This is a genomic window from Dialister invisus DSM 15470, from assembly GCF_000160055.1.
Classification (GTDB): Bacteria; Bacillota; Negativicutes; order Veillonellales; family Dialisteraceae; genus Dialister; species Dialister invisus.
On sequence record NZ_GG698602.1, the window covers coordinates 1,851,438 to 1,870,843 of the forward strand.

Annotated in this window: 19 protein-coding genes; 18 read left to right on the forward strand and 1 reads right to left on the reverse strand. The window is 47.6% G+C overall.

Annotation, left to right across the window (positions count from 1 at the left end; all coding sequences use genetic code 11):
* The first annotated feature begins 6 nt into the window (after positions 1–6).
* The 16 genes from GCWU000321_RS08900 to sufU all read left to right on the forward strand — a co-directional run bounded on the left by GCWU000321_RS08900 (position 7) and on the right by sufU (position 15,046).
* A complete protein-coding gene (locus tag GCWU000321_RS08900; protein ID WP_007070911.1) occupies positions 7–477 on the forward strand; it encodes an NADH-quinone oxidoreductase subunit B family protein in 471 nt (156 codons plus the stop codon).
* Positions 477–932, forward strand: coding sequence for a hydrogenase (locus GCWU000321_RS08905; protein ID WP_007070912.1), 456 nt, complete (start codon positions 477–479; stop codon positions 930–932). The genes GCWU000321_RS08900 and GCWU000321_RS08905 overlap by 1 nt, the downstream gene beginning before the upstream one ends.
* Positions 925–2,010 carry a hydrogenase large subunit gene (locus tag GCWU000321_RS08910; protein WP_007070913.1) on the forward strand — a complete coding sequence of 362 codons (1,086 nt, stop codon included), beginning with the start codon at positions 925–927 and terminating at the stop codon, positions 2,008–2,010. The genes GCWU000321_RS08905 and GCWU000321_RS08910 overlap by 8 nt, the downstream gene beginning before the upstream one ends.
* A 9-nt stretch (positions 2,011–2,019) precedes the next feature.
* Positions 2,020–3,258 (forward strand): 4Fe-4S dicluster domain-containing protein, encoded by a 1,239-nt coding sequence (locus GCWU000321_RS09675; RefSeq protein ID WP_007070914.1) that lies wholly within the window; start codon positions 2,020–2,022, stop codon positions 3,256–3,258.
* A complete protein-coding gene (locus GCWU000321_RS08920) occupies positions 3,251–3,634 on the forward strand; it encodes a hydrogenase maturation nickel metallochaperone HypA/HybF (protein WP_007070915.1) in 384 nt (127 codons plus the stop codon). The genes GCWU000321_RS09675 and GCWU000321_RS08920 overlap by 8 nt, the downstream gene beginning before the upstream one ends.
* Positions 3,609–4,253, forward strand: a complete 645-nt coding sequence (gene hypB, locus GCWU000321_RS08925) for a hydrogenase nickel incorporation protein HypB (RefSeq protein WP_007070916.1) — start codon at positions 3,609–3,611, stop codon at positions 4,251–4,253. The genes GCWU000321_RS08920 and hypB overlap by 26 nt, the downstream gene beginning before the upstream one ends.
* A 17-nt stretch (positions 4,254–4,270) precedes the next feature.
* Positions 4,271–6,580 (forward strand): carbamoyltransferase HypF, encoded by a 2,310-nt coding sequence (gene hypF / locus GCWU000321_RS08930; protein ID WP_007070917.1) that lies wholly within the window; start codon positions 4,271–4,273, stop codon positions 6,578–6,580.
* Positions 6,543–6,770 (forward strand): HypC/HybG/HupF family hydrogenase formation chaperone, encoded by a 228-nt coding sequence (locus GCWU000321_RS08935; protein WP_022026616.1) that lies wholly within the window; start codon positions 6,543–6,545, stop codon positions 6,768–6,770. The genes hypF and GCWU000321_RS08935 overlap by 38 nt, the downstream gene beginning before the upstream one ends.
* Positions 6,757–7,806: a hydrogenase formation protein HypD gene (gene hypD / locus GCWU000321_RS08940; RefSeq protein WP_007070919.1), complete on the forward strand. Its 1,050-nt coding sequence runs from the start codon at positions 6,757–6,759 to the stop codon at positions 7,804–7,806. Before GCWU000321_RS08935 ends, hypD begins: the two co-directional genes overlap by 14 nt.
* On the forward strand, positions 7,803–8,786 hold the full coding sequence (gene hypE / locus GCWU000321_RS08945; protein WP_007070920.1) for a hydrogenase expression/formation protein HypE: 984 nt from the start codon (positions 7,803–7,805) through the stop codon (positions 8,784–8,786). Before hypD ends, hypE begins: the two co-directional genes overlap by 4 nt.
* A gap of 306 nt (positions 8,787–9,092) precedes the next feature.
* A complete protein-coding gene (locus tag GCWU000321_RS08950) occupies positions 9,093–9,908 on the forward strand; it encodes a substrate-binding periplasmic protein (RefSeq protein WP_007070922.1) in 816 nt (271 codons plus the stop codon).
* A 243-nt stretch (positions 9,909–10,151) separates the two neighbouring features.
* Positions 10,152–10,895, forward strand: a complete 744-nt coding sequence (gene sufC, locus GCWU000321_RS08955; protein WP_007070923.1) for a Fe-S cluster assembly ATPase SufC — start codon at positions 10,152–10,154, stop codon at positions 10,893–10,895.
* A 3-nt stretch (positions 10,896–10,898) separates the two neighbouring features.
* Complete coding sequence (gene sufB, locus GCWU000321_RS08960) at positions 10,899–12,311, forward strand: Fe-S cluster assembly protein SufB (RefSeq protein WP_007070924.1); 1,413 nt, start codon at positions 10,899–10,901, stop codon at positions 12,309–12,311.
* A gap of 10 nt (positions 12,312–12,321) precedes the next feature.
* The gene (locus GCWU000321_RS08965; protein WP_040381630.1) at positions 12,322–13,365 is read left to right on the forward strand and encodes a SufD family Fe-S cluster assembly protein; all 1,044 of its coding nucleotides are present in this window, start codon (positions 12,322–12,324) and stop codon (positions 13,363–13,365) included.
* Complete coding sequence (locus GCWU000321_RS08970; RefSeq protein WP_007070926.1) at positions 13,365–14,597, forward strand: SufS family cysteine desulfurase; 1,233 nt, start codon at positions 13,365–13,367, stop codon at positions 14,595–14,597. The genes GCWU000321_RS08965 and GCWU000321_RS08970 overlap by 1 nt, the downstream gene beginning before the upstream one ends.
* The gene (gene sufU, locus GCWU000321_RS08975) at positions 14,597–15,046 is read left to right on the forward strand and encodes a Fe-S cluster assembly sulfur transfer protein SufU (RefSeq protein WP_007070927.1); all 450 of its coding nucleotides are present in this window, start codon (positions 14,597–14,599) and stop codon (positions 15,044–15,046) included. The genes GCWU000321_RS08970 and sufU overlap by 1 nt, the downstream gene beginning before the upstream one ends.
* A 50-nt stretch (positions 15,047–15,096) precedes the next feature.
* On the opposite strand, the gene GCWU000321_RS08980 is transcribed toward sufU, so the two are convergent.
* Positions 15,097–16,899, reverse strand: coding sequence for a WG repeat-containing protein (locus tag GCWU000321_RS08980; protein ID WP_007070928.1), 1,803 nt, complete (start codon positions 16,897–16,899; stop codon positions 15,097–15,099).
* Positions 16,900–17,598: 699 nt separating this feature from the next.
* On the opposite strand from GCWU000321_RS08980, the gene GCWU000321_RS08990 reads away from it, so the two are divergent.
* On the forward strand, positions 17,599–17,847 hold the full coding sequence (locus GCWU000321_RS08990; protein WP_007070930.1) for a hypothetical protein: 249 nt from the start codon (positions 17,599–17,601) through the stop codon (positions 17,845–17,847).
* Between the two features lie 310 nt (positions 17,848–18,157).
* Positions 18,158–19,078 carry a ribonuclease D gene (locus tag GCWU000321_RS08995; RefSeq protein WP_244835112.1) on the forward strand — a complete coding sequence of 307 codons (921 nt, stop codon included), beginning with the start codon at positions 18,158–18,160 and terminating at the stop codon, positions 19,076–19,078.
* The last annotated feature ends 328 nt before the right edge of the window (positions 19,079–19,406 follow it).

The window sequence follows — 19,406 nt, forward strand, 5'->3', positions numbered from 1 at the left end:
GGAAACATGGCTTATATCAGAAAATCCGCCTGGCTCATCCACTATGACGGCTCCAGCTGTAATGGCTGCGATATTGAAGTCCTTGCCTGTCTTATGCCTCTCTATGATGTGGAACGTTTCGGCATTATCAATACGGGGGATCCGAAGCATGCTGATGTATTTCTTGTCACAGGCGGCGTGAATGTACAGAATCTGCCGGTGGTGCGCCAGATTTATGAACAGATGCCGGAACCGAAGGTCGTGGTGGCCGTAGGGACATGTGCCTGTACAGGCGGCATTTTCAAAGACTGTTACAACATGATCGGCGGCATGGATCATGCTGTTCCTGTAGATGTGTATGTTCCCGGGTGTGCCGCTCGTCCGGAAGCCATCATTGACGGCGTTGTAAAAGGATTGGGGATTCTTGAAGAAAAGCGGGCGGAATATAAAAGGCTCGTTGCTCAGCAAAAATCGGCGCAGCGAAAGGAGGCAACCTGATGAACCAGCAAATGATTGAAATCAAATCCGCGGATATTTTAAAACAGGTAAGCCGCTTTAAAAGGGAACATGCCCGTCTGGTACAAATACTTTGCACCCGCGTGGAAGAAGGGTATGAACTGACTTATACATTTGATAAGGACTATTTCATGTACCATCTCCGCTGCCTCGTTCCGGTCTACCGCTCCGTCATGAGTATCACGGGGCAGTACTGGTACGCTTTTGTATGGGAGAATGAAATACACGATTTATTCGGATTGAAGATAGACTTCATTGAACGTGATGTGGACTATGGCGGACATTTCTACCATCTGGCGGAAAAGACACCATGGCATGACCTGCCCGGTGAGAAACATGCCAATCAGGCGATTAAAGTACAGCTCCGCAGCGGACTCGGGATAGACGCTTCCACCGTGGCAGGGGCAAAACCGGAAGGAGGGAAAGAAAATGGGTAAAAGCACAGTGATTCCTTTCGGTCCGCAGCATCCCGTTCTTCCCGAACCGATCCATCTGGATCTGGAATTGCAGGATGAAAAGGTTGTCCGTGCTGTTCCCTCTATCGGCTATGTGCACCGCGGGCTGGAAAAGCTTGTGGAACTTCGTGATTTCCAGCAGTATGTCTATGTGGCGGAACGGGTCTGCGGGATTTGTTCCTTCGGCCATGGCTGGGGGTACAGCCGCGCCGTGGAAGAAATGATGGAAATAGAAGTGCCGCCCCGGGCGGAATGGCTCCGCACCATCTGGCACGAATTGTCCCGTATCCATTCCCATCTTCTCTGGCTGGGACTTGCTGCGGACGCTATGGGGTTTGAAAGTCTTTTTATGGAATCCTGGCGTCTTCGGGAAATAGATTTGGATCTTATTGAACAGACGACCGGCGGGCGTATTATTTTCTCCGTCTGTAAAGTGGGCGGCGTCCGTCGTGATATTGGCGGTGCTGTGTTAAAGGAAATGAAACGGGTCTTAAAAGATTTATCTGAAAAATTCCTTCCCATGCTGAATGTTTTTATGGATGACGATACCGTTCACAGCCGTTTGAAGGGTGTGGGAAAGCTTACTATGGAAGAGGCTCTGGAACTGGGCTGCATTGGCCCCATGGCAAGAGCATCCGGCATTCTCACCGATATTCGTGCTGCTGAAAAAGACAGTGTTTACGGACAGCTTCATTTCCAGCCCGTTATTGAAACGGACGGAGACTGTTACGCGCGGGCAAGAGTACGGCTGAGAGAAGTTCTCCGGTCTGTTGAGATTATTGAGGGCTGTATCGATAATATCCCTGACGGGCCTATTGACGTGAAAGTGCGGGGCGTGCCGCCGAAAAGAGAATGCTTTGTCCGTGTGGAACAGCCGAGAGGAGAAGCGCTTTACTATGTAAAAGGAAACGGAACCAAATTCCTGGAACGGTTCCGTCTGAGGACACCGACAAATGCCAATCTGCCTGCACTCGTAAAGATGCTTCAGGGCTGTGACCTGGCAGATGTGCCGAATATTATCCTGACCATCGATCCCTGTATCAGTTGTTGTGAAAGATAGGAGAGCGTTATGGGCTATATGACCTTTGTGAAAAGGATAGTTGCCAATCTTTTCAAACCGCCTGTGACATCTTCTTATCCTCTGCAGCCGCGGACGCCGCTCCCTATTGACCGCGGACACATTGTCAATCAATGGGAAAAGTGTATTCTCTGCGGCGCCTGTGAACGGGCATGTCCTTCGGGAGCGATACGGATTGACAGGAAGAACAGAAAGTGGATTATCAATCCCTATGCCTGTGTGCAGTGTGGTGCCTGTGTAGAACAGTGCCCTATGAAATGTCTTGCCATGGAAGGCATGTATACGGAACCTTCCACAGAAAAGTCGGAGATCGTCCACACGCCGCCCCCGCCCAAACCGAGACGGGGACCGGCGGCAAGACCTCCGGCAGAAAAAGAAATAAAAGCGGAAGAGAATATTCGGGAAGAAATTTCGATGGATGCGGCGGCTGAAAACGCGGAAGAAGTATTGCCGGCAGCGCATCCGCAACCGGAATCGGAACCCGGTAAAACGGAAGCGCCGAAAGGGAAGTCGGTTCCTGCGGAAATGCCGAAGACGGTGGTGACGGAAGAAGAGTTGAAAAAGGCGCCTGTCATCAATGATGTTTCAAAATGCGTTCTTTGCGGGATGTGTCTTCGCGGCTGTGTTGGCGGAGCATTGGATATTGACAGAAAAAGGCGCACGTGGACTATCGATCCGGCAGCTTGCGTGCAGTGCGGTGTCTGTGTGGAGCATTGTCCCAAACAGTGCCTTTCCCTGAATGAGGCATATACGTTTACGGCGGACGGTGATTCACCGGAACCGGTTACATTCCATTTGCCTGAAAGAACGCGGCCCGCTTTGAGAACTGCTGTGGCAGATAGAGCGGATGCCGAGGAAGAAAAGCGGGAGGAAGCGGTAAAAACGGAACCGCCGAAAGAAACTCTGTCTGGGAAAGAAACAGAAAGAAAGGAAACGGAAAAAATTCCTGTCATCAATGACGTTTCAGAATGCGTTCTTTGCGGGAAATATACTGATGGGTGTCCCGGAAGCGCGCTGGAGATCGACAGGAAGAATCGTACATGGACTATTGATCCGGCAGCTTGCGTGCAGTGCGACATATGCGTGGAGAATTGTCCGAAGCAATGTTTGTCCATGAATAAAGAATACGTTCTTGGGGCGGATGATGATATACCCGAACCGATTTCTTTCGCTTTGCCGGAGCGGAAAAGGTCTTCCCCGGGAAAGCCTGCGGTGAAACCTGATGCATGAATATCCCGTGACTCTGGAAATTATCAGGTTGGCGGAAAAAACGGCGGAAGAAAATCATGGCAGGGTCAGAGGGATACACCTTGTCATCGGAGAAGATTCGGGATTTATCGGAGAATCGATCCAGATGTACTTTGATGTCCTTGCTGCAGGAACCCTGTGTGAGGGTGCGCAGGTGACAATTGAAGGTGTAAAGCCGAAATTGTCCTGTGAAAAATGCGGGAAACTTTTTGAACGGAAACGGTTTTCCTTCACCTGCCCGTTCTGCGGCGGGAGTGGAAACCCGACGGAAACAGGGAAAGAATTTTATATAAAAGATGTGGAATTATTCGTGGAGGATGAAAGCGATGCACATGGTGAAAAAGGAGGTCCTGCTTGATATCAACGGCAGGAATGACCATATAGCGCAGCATGTAAAAGAACATCTGGAAGAAAGGCATATCTTTGCGGTAAATATTATGGGGGCGCCGGGAGCAGGAAAGACCACCTCCCTGGAAAACCTGATCCGCGCCCTTCCGGTGAAGTCTTATGTCATTGAAGGGGATATCGAATCGGATATAGATACGGAACGGTTAAAAAAACAGGGGATTTCTGCGACACAGATCAATACCTTCGGCGCCTGCCATCTTGATGCGCCTCTCATGCACAATGCTGTTCATAATATGGAGATGGACGAAGGAGGCATACTTTTTATTGAGAATGTAGGGAATCTTGTATGTCCTGCGGAATTTTCCATCGGTGAACATATAAAAATGCTTATCGTTTCGGTGACGGACGGAAGCGATAAGCCTTATAAATATCCGCTCGCCTTTGAAAAAGCGGATATGATTCTGCTCAATAAGGTGGATTTGCTTCCTTATCTTGATTTTGATGAAGCGTTTTTTATGGAAGGTGTCCGCCATTTGAATAAAGATGCTCCCGTATTTAAAGTGTGCGGGAAAACGGGAGAAGGATATGATGCTGCGGCGGAATGGCTTATAAAGATTTCAAAGAAATAATTTTTTGGGAGGCGTGTATGAAACATGAGGTGACGGAACGGCTCAGCGTGGCCGGCAGAGTGCAGGGTGTCGGTTTCCGTCCGTCCGTCTGCCGCATGGCAAAAGAATTGAAACTGACAGGCACGGTACAGAACCTCGGCGGCGAAGTGGAAATATATATCACTGGAACAAGGGAAAAGATAGACGCTTTCCTTTGCGGGCTTAAGCAAATGGAACGGCCTGCCCTTGTGGAGTGCGTAAAGAGAGAAGAAAGACCGCTTACGCCTTTTTCCGCTTTTACTTCCATTCCCAGCAGGGAAAGCGAAAATAAAATTCTTGCACCTGCCGATATTTCCGTCTGCTCCGCCTGCCTTAAAGAAATGAAGACGCAGGGGAACCGGCGCTGTCATTATCCTTACATTTCGTGCACCGCCTGCGGTCCCCGATATACTGTTCTGAAAAAACTTCCTTATGACAGGGAAAATACCGCTTTTGATGCATATCCTCTTTGTGATAAATGTTATGAGGAGTACAGGGATATGAATAACAGACGGTGTCATGGAGAAACCATCGCCTGTCATGACTGCGGTCCCCGGCTTTTGGCGAAAATGAGGGGAAGTCTTTCTGCCGGACCATGGAGTCAGGAAGAACTTTTACAATCAGCCAAAGATTTACTCTTTCATGGGGAAATTATCATGGTGAAATCGGTCGGCGGATATAATCTGGTCTGCCGCGGAGACAGAGATGATGCCGTTCAGCGTTTGAGAGTATTGAAACAAAGACGGGACAAGCCTTTTGCGCTTCTTGTTGCAACCGTGGGAGAGGCGGAAAAACTCTGCCATATAAGCAGGGAAGAAAAGGAACTCCTTGAGTCGCCGCAAAAACCGATCGTTCTCTTAAAAAGAAGAAAGAAAAGTATGCCGCTCATCAGCCCTGCGGTAACGGAGCTTACGGAAAGTCTCGGCGTGTTTCTGCCGCCTTTCGGATTGTATGCCCTTCTGGCGGAAATAAAAATTCCTCTCGTTGTGACCAGCTGCAATTTCACCGGAGAGCCTATCATTTACAAACAGGCTGATGCTTTTGCTTTTTATGAAAGTCATGAAAGTATTTCCGCTCTGTTTTACGATGAAAGAGAGATTCTCCGTCCTGCCGATGATTCTGTTACCCGTATCGCGGCGGGAGCTGTGCAGATTCTCCGCCGTACCCGCGGGTATATGCCGGAACCGGTTGCCGTAGAGAAGAAGGGGATGCGTGTTCTGGCACTGGGCGGCGAAGTGGAGCCGTCTTTTGCGCTTTCCGTGAATAATTTGATTTATTCTGCCCAGGTGCCTTCGGATCTCACGCTGGAAAAATCATCCGCTTTTTACCGCCGTCTTGTTGCTGATTGGGAAGAACTTCTCCATATCAGTCCCGACATCCTTGTCTGTGACCTTCATCCCTGCTACACTACGGCGGAAGAATCACGGAAGCTGGCAAAAAAATTGGATGTTCCCGTTTTGGAAGTGCAGCACCATCATGGACATGCTCTTTCCGTTATGGCCGAACATCATTTGGACGGGAAATGTCTTGCTGTAATCTTTGACGGTACGGGATTCGGTACGGACGGTACCGTATGGGGCGGAGAATTTCTTCTCTGTGAAGACCGATCTTTTATCCGTGTCGGCGCAGTGAAACCGATTTCGATGATAAGCAGTGACGAATCCGTCAGACAGGCATGGAAAAGTCTTTTATGCCACCTGGTACACAGCGGTATACCATCAGATGACAAGAGGGCGGCTGTCGTGAAAGCCGCTGTTGCAGGCGGGTTGAATACAGTAAAAAGTTCAAGCATGGGGCGTCTTTTTGATGCGGTGAGCGCTGCTTTGGGGCTTGCCGATTATAATACTTATCAGGGGCGGTGTGCCATGCTTCTTGAAAATCAGGCGGCGCTTGCGAAACGTGAAAGAAAAATACCGACAGAGCTTTCCTTTAACGAGGAAGTCGTGGAAACAGAAAACGGCAGCGTTACATTTTTTGATCCTGCCCCGCTATGGGAAAAAGTCACGGGAGAAGATAAAGCTGCTGCCGCTCTTGGCTTTCATGAGGCAGTCATACGGATTGTGGAACGGATGTCGGAAAAAACAGGTGTGGAAACAGTTATTCTCTCGGGAGGATGTTTTGCAAACCGTCTTCTTCTGGAGGGCTGCGTGGAAGCTTTGAAGGGAAAAGGCCATGCTGTGTATTGGAATCAGGCGCTTCCTCCCGGAGACGGAGGGCTTGCTTTCGGTCAGGCATGGTATGGTATGAATACAGCAAACGAAAGGAAATCATATGTGTGTAGCATATCCGGGGCGTGTGGAAACCATTGAGGGTGCACATGGGATCGTTAATTTTTCAGGAAATAAAGTACGAGTGAACCTGTCCATGGTTTCCGTGGAGACAGGTGACTATGTCCTTGTCCATGCAGGCATGGCGATACAGAAAGTGGAAAAGAAAGAAGCCCTTGACTGGATCGGGCTTTTTAAAGAAATAGAGGAACTGCGCCGTGGGGAAAAATGAAATCATCCGCTGGCTTCGCGAGTATGACGGCAGACCCGTAAAAATTATGGAAGTCTGCGGTACACATACATCCGCTCTGTACAAGACCGGACTGCGTCAGATCCTGTCACCAAAGATACAGCTTCTGTCGGGGCCGGGATGCCCTGTCTGTGTGACACCGACTGCATACATTGATAAATTGGTGGAAATTTCTTTTAGAGGCGGACACAGAGTCCTTGCTTTCGGCGATATGCTTGCTGTGCCCGGAACGGAAATGTCTCTTGCCGAGGCGCGGGACAGAGGCGCTTCTGTTGATTTCTTTTATAATCCCGAAGATGCTTTGAAAAAAGCGGAAGAGGAAAAAGAAACAATATTTGTCCTGGCAGCAGTGGGATTTGAGACGACAGCACCCGTTTGGGCGACTGTTGTGAAAGAAGCGGATGAAAGACATATTTCAAACCTCAAACTTCTCACCGCGCTGAAAACGATGCCTGAAACACTGGGAGAGCTTTGTACCGCAGGAAATATCGACGGATTTCTCTGTCCGGGACACGTGGCGGTCATTACAGGGGCGGAACGGTACAGGGCACTTTCAGAAACATATGGTAAACCCATGGTCATTGGCGGATTTACTGCCGATCTTCTCCTCAGCGCTGTGGCTCGGCTTGTCCTTGCCGTCAATAAGGGACAGGGCGGTTTTTGGAATGATTACGGAAGCGTGGTCACGGAAAAAGGAAATGTGAAAGCGTGGGAACGGGTAGGAGCCTTTTTTGAAAAAGGAGATGCCCTGTGGCGCGGTCTGGGGGTTGTGAAGAATTCGGGGGTTTACTTGAAAGAAAAATATCATTTGTATGATGCAGGAAGCAGAGGTCTGGTAGAAGACCATATTCCCGCAGGCTGCCGGTGCGGAAATATACTTTTGGGAAAGAATATGCCGAAGGACTGCCCCCATTTCGGGAGAACCTGTACGCCTTCCCATCCTGTCGGTGCGTGCATGGTTTCCTCAGAAGGGGCGTGCTGCATTACCCTGCGGGAAGAAGGGGTGGAGGAATTGTGAAAATTACGTTAAAGCATGGAAGCGGCGGAGAGGAAAGCGGAAGACTGATCAAAGATATTTTCGCTTCCGTTTTTGATGACGAGATACTTCTGAAAATGGAAGACAGCGCGGTTCTTCCTCCCCTGCATGGAAATCCGGTGCTCACATCCGACTCCTTTGTCGTGGAACCGCTCTTTTTTAAAGGCGGGGATATCGGGAAACTTTCCGTCTGTGGGACAGTGAATGATCTGTCATCTATGGGTGCGAGACCTCTTTATCTGACCGCTTCGTTCATACTGGAGACAGGACTGGATACAGATATTTTAGGAAAGATTGTGCAGTCTATGAAAGAAACGGCAGAAGAAGCAGGTGTGCGTATCGTTGCAGGAGACACGAAAGTGATAGAAGGGAAAGGCGGGCTGTACATCAATACGGCAGGTGTCGGCGAACGCCCTTCCTCGCGGGATATTTCCTGCAGGAATATGAAATCGGGGGATACCCTTATTCTCACCGGAACACTGGGAGATCATCACGCTGCTGTTTTGACAAATCGCCTGGGCATTGAAAGTGAAATCGAAAGCGACTGCGCGCCGTTGAATCACATGGTGGAAGAACTGCTTGAGGGAAATATATCTGTCCATACTGTCCGGGATATTACGCGGGGCGGACTTGCCACTGTGGCAAATGAATTGGCCGTGTCTTCATCAGTGCGGATAGAACTGGAAGAGGAACTGATCCCTGTTTCGGATATTGTACAGGGCTTTACAGGGATTCTTGGCCTTGATCCGCTTACTATGGGGAACGAAGGAAAAATGATCATTGCCGTTTCCCCAAAAGATGCGGAAAAAGCGGTGGGTATCTTAAGAAGAAATAAATATGGAAGAAATGCCGTTGCTGCGGGGCAGGTGCTGGAGGGGAAAGGCGTATACCTGCGGACAGCTCTTGGCGGACTGCGCCGTGTCCTCCCGCTTAGGGGAGAAGGACTGCCCCGCATCTGCTGATATGCTCAGGCTTGTCTATATTATTCCGTAAAGAGGTTGTTATTCTATTTGTAGGGACCGGTATGTTACAGGTACCGGTTTTTTGCGTTCCTGTTTTCCGCTTTTGGGAAAACTGATTTCTACAAATACAAAAACGATTAGCTCTGTATAGAAGATGCAGAGGATGCTTATCTGCGAATGGTTTGTATATTATGGAGAAATAAAGAACAAATTAGCTTTGGCGGTTGAAAATATAATAAATAATGAGTATATTAAAAGAAGAGCAGACAGATTATTTTTGGTGGATTTATTTAAGCGGAGGAGTTTATGATGGGGCGAACAGCACTGAAAATCACTTTGGCAGTAGCAATGGCGGCAGGTCTCTTATTGGGCGTATCGGGCTGCGGAAAATCTGCAGAGGCGGAAAAGCAGGCACCCGCTTCCAAAGCAGGAACGGAAAAAGTACTTCGTGTAGGGGGTGAAGCCACATATCCGCCCTTTTTATTCAAAGACGAACATGGACACTATGTCGGATTCGAAATGGATCTTATTAAGGCGGTAGCAAAAGAAATCGGCGCCGAGGTCGCCTATACAGATATGCCGTTTTCCCAGTTTATGACAGCAGTGGAAAATAAAAAGGTAGACGTGGTCATCTCAGCAGTGGAAGGTACGGCGGAACGTGCTGAAAAAGCGGCGTTCAGCGATGTGTATTACAAGAAAGGCGTGTACTGTATCCTTGTGCGGAAAGATGATGATCGAATCCATGCGGCAGATGATCTGAAAGGAAAGACGGTAACCGCCGTTAAAGGTTCAACCAACGAGGCCTTGGCAAAGAAACTGGGGGCGGATCAAATTGTAGAAGCCGAATATAACGCGGATATATTTAAAAATCTGGAAGCGGGAAAGGCTGATGCGGTGATCACTGATGAACCGCTTGCCTATTATTATTTAGGGCATGGCGGAGCGGAGAAGGCAAAGACGGTTGCGACAGTGCCTTCTGACGATGGTTTTGTTATTCTCATGAATAAAGAAGACGTGAAAATGCAGCAGGATATCAATGGTGCACTGAAGAAAGTGATGGAAAACGGTGTATATGACCAGCTGTTCCATAAATGGTTCAATGTATCCGTCAGCGGTAAATAATACGACTGTGTAAAAGAAGCCTAAAAATCCGCGCTGTATGGAATCGGAAACGGTTCTGTACAGCGCGGATTTTTGCTGTGATGATCCGTTTTGGCGGAGAGTTCGGAAATATTTTCAGACATTACCTTTTATCCCTATCCCGGCGGTTTATTTACATATATCGAAAAATACTGTAAAATAAAAAAAGATTTTAATTGTATATACAATTACGTGTATACATGTTTACAATATAGAGGTGATTATATGAGCGAATTACTTCGCGTGGAGAACCTTCACGTGGCAGTAGGCGGCAAGACGCTCCTTCACGGCATAAACCTTACGGTGAATACGGGTGAGGTTCATGTCATCATGGGGGTGAACGGGGCGGGAAAATCTACGCTGCTTCATGCCATCATGGGAAATCCTGCTTATGAAATTACCGAGGGGCATGTTTATTTTGAGGGGGAAGATATTACGGAACTTTCCACGGATAAGCGGGCCAGACTTGGTATTTTTTTATCTTTCCAGAATCCTGTTTCCATTGCAGGGATTACGACAGAAAATTTCATCCGTACGGCAAAGACGACCATTTCCGGAAAGCAGCAGCGCCTGTTTCCTTTTAAGCGTCTTTTGAAGTCCCGTATGGAGGGGCTTGCCATGGATCCGTCCTGTGGAGACCGTTATCTGAATGACGGTTTCTCCGGCGGCGAACGGAAGAAGAGTGAAATTCTTCAAATGCGTATCCTGGAGCCGAAACTGGCTATGCTTGACGAAACCGATTCTGGACTTGATGTAGATGCAGTGCGTATCGTTTCTAGAAATATCTCTGAATTCCATAATGAAAATAATTCGCTGCTTCTGATTACCCATCTGAACCAGATCCTGAAATTTATCCGTCCCGAGTTCGTCCATGTGCTGATTGACGGGCGGATTGTAAAGGAAGGCGGTCCTGAGCTGGTGAGTGAAATCGAAGCAAACGGCTTTGACGCGTATCGCAAAGAGGTGTAAGCCATGGCTGAAGAAAAGAAGAAAAGCCGTGTCGATGACATCAATCGGAGCGTGTACGATATCAAGGATGAAGTGGAATTTTCTTACAAAGCGGATCGGGGACTGACGGAGGACATTATTCGGAAGATTTCTGCGGAAAAGGAAGAGCCCTCATGGATGCTGGAAAAGCGTCTTCAGGCGCTCCGTATTTACGAGTCTCTCGACGTGCCGCCCTGGGCGCCCGATATTTCTGAGCTTGATATGGATCACATCGACACATATATCCGCCCGAAAACGGATAGGAAGGCGCGGTGGGAAGATCTGCCTCAAAATATTCGCGACACTTTTGACCGCCTCGGTATTCCGGAAGCGGAAAAGAAATCTCTTGCCGGCGTAGGCGCCCAGTACGATTCTGAAGTGGTGTATCACAATGTGCAGAAAGAATTGAAAGAGCAGGGTGTCATTTATGTAGATTTTGAAACGGCCGTCAAAGAATATGAAGATTTGATCAGACCGTACTTCGGTCAATTGATTACTCCGAATTACCATAAGTTTGCAGCGCTCCATTATGCGGTATGGTCGGGCGGTTCTTTTGTTTATGTGCCGAAAGGCGTTCATGTGCGTATGCCGCTGCAAAGTTATTTCCGTTTGAATGCGCCCGGCGCAGGCCAGTTTGAGCATACCCTGATTATTGTTGAAGAAGGGGCAGACTGCCATTTCATTGAAGGCTGTTCGGCGCCACGGTATAATGTGGCCAATCTTCATGCAGGAGCGGTGGAGCTTTTCGTGAAGAAAGGGGCCAGCCTCCGCTATTCGACAATTGAGAACTGGTCAAAGAATATGTACAACCTGAATACGAAGAAAGCTGTCGTGGAAGAAGACGGATCCATGGTATGGGTGAGCGGTTCGTTCGGGTCCCATACGTCCTGTCTTTATCCGGATACGATCCTCAGAGGAAATCATTCGACCTGCGAATTTACGGGAATCACTTTTGCGGGGAAAGGACAGTTTCTTGATACTGGATCGAAAGTGGAAGCCTTGGGAAAGAATACGCATGTGACCATCAATTCGAAATCTATTTCCAAAGCGGGCGGCACTGCGCTTTACAGGGGCGCTGTGGTCATCGGGCCGGAGGCTTCGGGGATGAAAGGCGCGATCAGCTGTGAATCCCTCATGCTGGATAATGAATCCCGCTCTGATACGATTCCCGCCATTATCATTGAAAATTCCGATATCGATCTCGGACATGAGGCCAAAATTGGCCGGATTTCCGAAGAAGATATTTACTATCTGATGAGCCGCGGCATGTCGGAGGAAGACGCGAGGGCGATGCTTGTCCGCGGGTTTGCCGAACCGATTTCCAAAGCGCTGCCCCTGGAGTATGCTGTAGAAATGAATCGTCTCATTGATCTTGAATTTGAAGGGGCTATCGGGTAAGGAGGCAGTCATGGAAGAAATAAGAGTAAACCGGCTGCCGGCGATTACCTGGCGGTACCTGCATGTGAACGACAGTCCGGATCAGTTTGAATTTCCCGGAAGTTCGGCATCGGCTGTTTTTTCTGATAAACGGTATGTGTCGGAAGGCGGCACGCTTCCTGCCGATTTCTGCGGGGCATCGGCGGAAACATTGGCGGCGGCGGAAAAAGGACAGGCATATACTGTCATCATTCCTGAAAATACGGAGGCTGAGCTGACGATTTCTATCACAGCGGAAGAAGACCGTCCGGATTTTGCGGGATGTTTCATCTTCAAACTGGAAAAGGACGCAAAATTGAATTTGATCTGGCGGCTGTCAGGAGATAGGAAGCATTCTGTTTTTGCCACAGCGTCCTTTTATGAACTGATGGAAAACGCGGCGCTTTCCGTTTCCTATCTTGAAACGGGACTGCCGGCCTCCTCTCTTTATGAACAGCGGTGTGCGGTTCTTGGGGATGATGCAAAGCTTGATTTTGTTTCCGCCGAATTGGGCGGGGAGAAGGTTATTGTCCACAGTTACGGAAGACTGGCGGGCAGCTGGTCTGAAATGAGGGAAACCGCCCTTTACGCAGCGGCAGGCAGGCAGTCTTTGGATCTTTTTTACCACATCGACCATATCGGCAAAGAATCCAATGCGGTGATTGATGTGAAAGGGGCTTTATCGGATACGGCGAAGAAAATTTTTCGCGGTACTTTGGATTTTAAACGGGGCTGCAGCGGGTCTGTGGGTGATGAAGGGGATTACGCTATCCAGCTTTCACCGAAGACAAAAAATATTTCACTTCCCCTGCTGCTATGCACGGAAGATGATGTATCGGGGAACCATGCATCCAGTGCGGGCCAGCTTGATATGAATACGATTTATTTCTTGATGACGAGAGGCTTTTCTTTGGAAGATGCCCGGCTTATCGTCGTAGAGGCGCTGATCCGGCCGCTGATTGACCGATTGGATGAAAGCGTCCGTGAGGAAGTGCTTGCTGAAGTCCGGAGAAAACTGGATACGAAGGAGAAATAATGAATAGTGAGTTAATCAGAAAAGATTTTCCAATTTTGGAAACGAAGGTGAACGGCCATCCGGTTGTTTATTTTGATAACGGCGCTACGACGCAGCGGCCGCTCCCTGTCATGCGGGCGGTCATGAATTATGTAACCCGGAATAACGGAAATCCCCATCGCGGCGCCCACATTTTTGCCATGTCCGCATCGGATGCATATGATACGTCTAAAACGGTGATAAAAGATTTCATCGGAGCGAAAAGTGAAAAAGAAATCATTTACACAAGAAATACGTCGGAAAGTTTGAATCTTGTAGCGCGTTCATATGGGGAAACCCATTTGAAAAAAGGCGACCGTATCCTCATTCCCGTTTCGGAACACCACTCGAATCTCGTCCCCTGGCAGCGGGCGGCAAAAAAGACGGGAGCCGTTCTTGAATATATGTATGTGGATAAGGAAACAGGACGTCTTTCGGAAGGAGAATTGAAAAAGATTGACGATCCCCGTGTAAAGATCCTTGCCTTTGCCCAGGTAAGCAACGTCCTCGGTCTTTCTATCGATGCGAGGGCTTTAATCAGTCGGGCGCATAAACACGGGGCGGTGGTTGTTCTTGACGGTGCGCAGAGTGCTCCCCATAAAAAGGTGGATGTGCAGGAACTCGGCTGTGATTTCTTCGCGTTTTCCGGGCATAAAATGTGCTCTATGGGTGGTATCGGCGTTCTTTACGGCAGAGAAGAATTGCTGAAAGACATGGAACCGTTCCTTTTGGGCGGCGATATGATTGAGAATGTATATGAGCAGGAAAGCACCTATGCGGAGCTTCCCGCCAGGTTTGAGGCGGGGACGCAGTATGTGGAAGGCGCCGTGGGCCTGGTGGCGGCTGTCCGCTATATCGAAGGCATCGGGTTTGACGAAATAAGGGCACAGGAAAAGAAACTTATCACCCGCGCGATAGAAGGCATGAAAAAACTTCCTTTCATTCATATTGTAGGAAGTACGGATCCGGAAGAGAAAGAAGGACTTGTGGCGTTTACCGTAGAAGGCGTGCATCCTCATGATGTGGCGCAGATTCTGTCCAATGACGGCATATGCATCCGTACGGGGCATCATTGCGCGCAGCCGCTCCATATATATCTGGGAATCAACGCGACCTGCAGGGCAAGCTTCTATTTCTATAATACGGAAGAGGAAGTAGATTATTTCCTTGAAAAGTTAAAAGGTGTACGCAAAGTAATGGGGTATGACGACTGATGGATCTGCAGCAGCTTTATACAGATTTGATTCTGGAATATAACAGAGACAAGACAAATAAAAGAAAAGTGGAAGCGCCCACTGTTCATGAGCATGGGCATAATCCCAGCTGCGGCGACGATATCGATGTGGAAGTGAAAGTAGAGGGCGGTATCATTAAAGATCTTGCTTATACGGGTACGGGATGCGCTATCAGCCAGGCATCCACGGCCATGATGGCGGAGCTTCTGCAGGACCGCACCGTAGATGAAGCAATCCGGCTGTGTAAACTTTTCCTTGCCATGATCCGCGGCGATGTGAAAGACGAAGCGGCATTGGAAGAACTGGAAGCGGCATACACGCTGAAAGATATTTCTCAAATGCCGGTCCGCGTGAAGTGCGCCACTCTCGGCTGGCATACCCTGGAAGTAGCTCTTGAAAAAATCACTGCTGACTTGGAAAATAAATAAGGCAATTAAAAAGCACTTGTTTCCTCTTGTAAGGGCAAGTGCTTTTTTGTTTACAAGATATCCAAATCGTCATAAGCGGGAGGGCAGATCCATTTTCCCGCGCTGTCGATCAGTCCCCATTTACCGTCTGTCTTGACACCGGCTCTTCCTTTTCTGAACGCGGTGACATCTTCCGCCTCTTTTTCAAAAGTAATTATTTTTTTGCCTGCGTAGTCAAGATACAGCCAGCCGTCTTTTGTCTTCGCAGGGACACGGTTGTCTTCCGCATTTCCGATGCTTTTATAAAGTGGTTCCGTCAGCGGTGTCCCCACCGTATCCATAAGGCCCCATCTGCCGTCTTCCTTGTAGGCAATCATGCCGTTTCCTTTATATTTGAGATCATCATATCGAAAAGGGGCCAGTTCTTTTCCATCGGTCATGGAAAGCATGCCCCACTTCTTGTTTTCATCTTTGGCAAGGAGGACTTTTGCGTCTTCAGCAGGGATGATCGTACGGTAAATCGTGTGGGCGGCGTATGTTCCCTTACGGTCAACCCAGCCGTAGCGGGAATTGTTGTAAATGAGGATGCCGTTTTCCGTAGCAGGAAATACATGGTCATTGGATGTGGCGGCAATCACTTTGCCCGTATTGTCGATATATCCCCGTTTGACCTCTACGGCAGGAATGATTTCTTCATAGCCGTAGTCCGGCCACCAAAGAGGGAATCCGATGCCCCAGCCAAAATGGGAGTGATGGTAACAGCGGGGGTAAAACCAATGTCCCCAGCCGATGCCGATGGAAATAGGGAAGCCGCGGCGGATATGCTCTTTAGAGACAGTCCCCTTTCTGACTTCGGCGATTCCTTTCTCAAAAGGATAGAGCTGATCATAGTCCGCCATGAAGGCAATCGTGCCGTCTGTTTTGGCATAGGCCTTTCCGTCGATGGTCCTGACACCGGCGAGACCTTCGGAAAATGGTGTGAGGACTGCCTTGAACTGCGGCTCTGCCGTTACATTTCCTGTATTGTCCACGAATCCCCAAAGTTTATTTTCCGCCTGTACGGCAGTCATACTTTCATGGAAAAGGGGATGGACACTTTTATATTGGAAAGGAATGACTGTCCGCCCTTCTTTGTCAATGAATCCCCATTTCTCTTTATTGTCCCGGACAGCAAGAAGTCCGTCAGAATAAGCGGGGCCCGCATTGCTGTACGTTGGGGCAATAACATAGGCACCTGTTTCATCGATAACGCCCCATTTGTTTTTTTCCTTCACGGCTGCCAGTCCGTCCGCAAAGAACCGGGCCTCCTGATACAGGGGGGCGATTTCTTTTCCCCTTTTGTCAATGTAGCCGTACTTGCCTCCTGACTTGACGATTGCCATCCCCTGTTCAAAATCAGATACCGATTCGTAAACGGGATTTGTCAGCTTTGTACCGTCTTTCTTGTAGAAACCAATTTTTTTATCGCGGCCTTCCACGGCAAGAAATCCTTCCTTCCAGAAAGAACGTGTTTCATAAGAAACGGGAATGATTCTTTTACCGCTTCTGTCGTAAAAACCGCGGAGATTTTTCTGCTTCACTTCAATCAGACTAGCGCGGTCATCTTCGCTTGCCAGATCCGCTGCCCGGATTTCCTCATCGGAAAGAGAAAGAGCGATCTTGTCATAAGTAATAGGAATGACTGTTTTTCCCTCGCCATTGACGGCGCCCCACTTGCCGTTCTGCTTTACGGCGGCAGTGAAAGGAAACTCTGCATCTTGGGAAATACCGTTTCCTGCCGGCTCATAGGAATCGGGAAAAGCGGTATCCGATGCGTAAACGGATGCGGACAGCGCCATGGCGGCAATGAGCAGGATTGTTTTTCTGTACTTCATGGATTCACCTCATTCTTGACCGTATAGGATACTCTTTTATTTTAGCATAGGATATAAAGAAATTAAATTTTGCGCAGAGGAGAAAGGGCAGCATGCTTTCTGCACTACAGCAGATTATTCTCACGGCACAGGATGACGCCTTGCCGTCCAGTGTCATTCTGAACGGGGCGAAAATACTTTGAAAGAAAAACGGGAAATGGGATAGTGACACGGAGTGAAGAATCTATTACTCTGATGATGTCTTGCCGGCTTTCCTCACCACGGGTATAGATCCTTCACATTTGTTCAGGATGACGTCTCACCGTCCCCAGTCATTCTGAACGGAGGCAAGAATGCCTTGTGGAAAAGACGGGAAATGGAGCGATGAAACGGAGTGAAGAATCTATTACTTTAATGACAGCTTACCGGCTTCCTCACTACAGTCATAGATTCTTCGCTGCGCTCAGAATGACGTCTTATGGTCTTCCTTACCATGGGCACAGACCCTTCACATTCGCTTCGGATGACGCCTTGCCTTCTGAACGGAGGCAAAAATGCCGTATAAGAAAACAGGAAAGCGGTCATGTGAAACAGAGTGAAGAATCTATCACTCTGATGACGTCTTGCCGGCTTTCCTTACCACGGGTATAGATCCTTCACATTTGTTCGGGATGACGTCTCACCGTTCCCAGTCATTTTGAACGGAGGCAAGAATGCCTTGTGGAAAAGACGGGAAATGGAACGATGAAATGGAGTGAAGAATCTATTACTTTAATGACAGCTTACCGGCTTCCTCACCACAGTCATAGATTCTTCGCTGCGCTCAGAATGACGTCTTATGGTCTTCCTTACCATGGGCACAGACCCTTCACATTCGCTTCGGATGATGCCTTGCTGTCCGGTTTCATTCTGAACGGGGCAAAAATACTTTGTGAGAAAGACAGGAAACGAAATAGTGACACAGAGTGAAGAATCTATGACGCTGATGGGGTCACGGATTCCTTACCTTTGGTGTTGCTTTTTGTTTTCTTGCATATAGTTTTTGATTGGTCTTATTCAGTATGACGCGTTCTCCTATACAATAGGGTATTCGTGATTTTTATGTGTATTTACAATTTCTCGAAAATCCGTGAAGAATAATTTTAATGATTCGTGCCTGATATATAATCTTATGAAATGGGTATAAAAATATTAAATATACATGATATTGAAAAAAATTCTGGGGGGGTATACTGAATATAGTAGTTTAATGTGTATTTATAGTGAGGAGATGCGAATCATGCATGTTACCAGAATTAATCTCAAGACGGATAAAGACATGAAAAAGAGGGAAGGGCTGATAAATTTTTGTCTTAAAGGAGAAATAAAATATGTAGCGATAGGATGGAGCCATATTTATGGAACAAGAGAAATTAAGGATTATCGGGACTATTACGACATTGTGAAAGAGAGCGAAAAAAGGAATGGGAAAAGAATCAATTCTGCGTTGAATACTTTTTTAGATACAAAAGCGGACGATTTATTTTGGACAAGAGATCTCGACGGAATGTACTGGATTTGCAGAGCCAAAGGAGAAGCGATTCCTAAATGCGACAAGGAATTGGACATCGGAGCCGTCGTACCGGTAGAAGGCTATCTGGTGGGCTTAGAAGTTCCCGGACAAATCAGCGGATCTTTTAACAGAGTCAATGGGGGAATTAAACAAAGTCTTGATAAGGAAAAAGAAATTGTTGAATATTCCAAATATATGTTTAACAGTCGTGCTGGAAGAAATGTATATGAAGTAAAGAAGATGGAAGGAGGTCTGTTAAACAACTTATCGTCTTTTGACTTGGAAGAATTGGTGATTTCTTATCTCCAGATAGCAAAGGGTTATTATGTTCTTTCCAATTCTATCGCGAAGAGATCCACTACGATAAATGTGGAGTGTGAGTTCAGGTCAAGACGGAAAGAATATCTACAGAAGGCTGTTGTACAAGTAAAGTCATCGAGGTACAGTGGTGTTCTGGATGCACTTAGTTTTAAGCAATATATAAATGATGGGTATATCGTGTATTTGTATGCCCCTAAAGTGGAAAATGCGGATAAAATGAAGAATTGTATACAAATTACGGATGAGGAGCTGATGACTTTTTATAAAAACAACAAGTCTATACTGCCGGATTCCATTACCAAGTGGGAAAATCTTATCAAAGAATAAAGATTAAAATTCTTAAATAATGCGTGTTCAAGACAGCCGGTTGGTTGAAGTAGGTTGTTGGAGACTCATTAATTATTTTCGTCCAATCCAAGGGCTATAAGGGGATGGCTGATGATTGGGCTGTACTCAGATTCGGAAATATGTAGAGCGAAAGGATGATGAAGATAATGATTCTCTTCCTTGGGTAATTGCTACAGCGAGTGGATTCACTGAAAAGACTGAGAAAAAGGTAGAGATTAATAGTGTATGGCGATCAGTCGATCAGATTTTATAGATATGCTTGATGCAGAAGTCTATAACATTAATGGAGCATTTGATAAAGATAGAT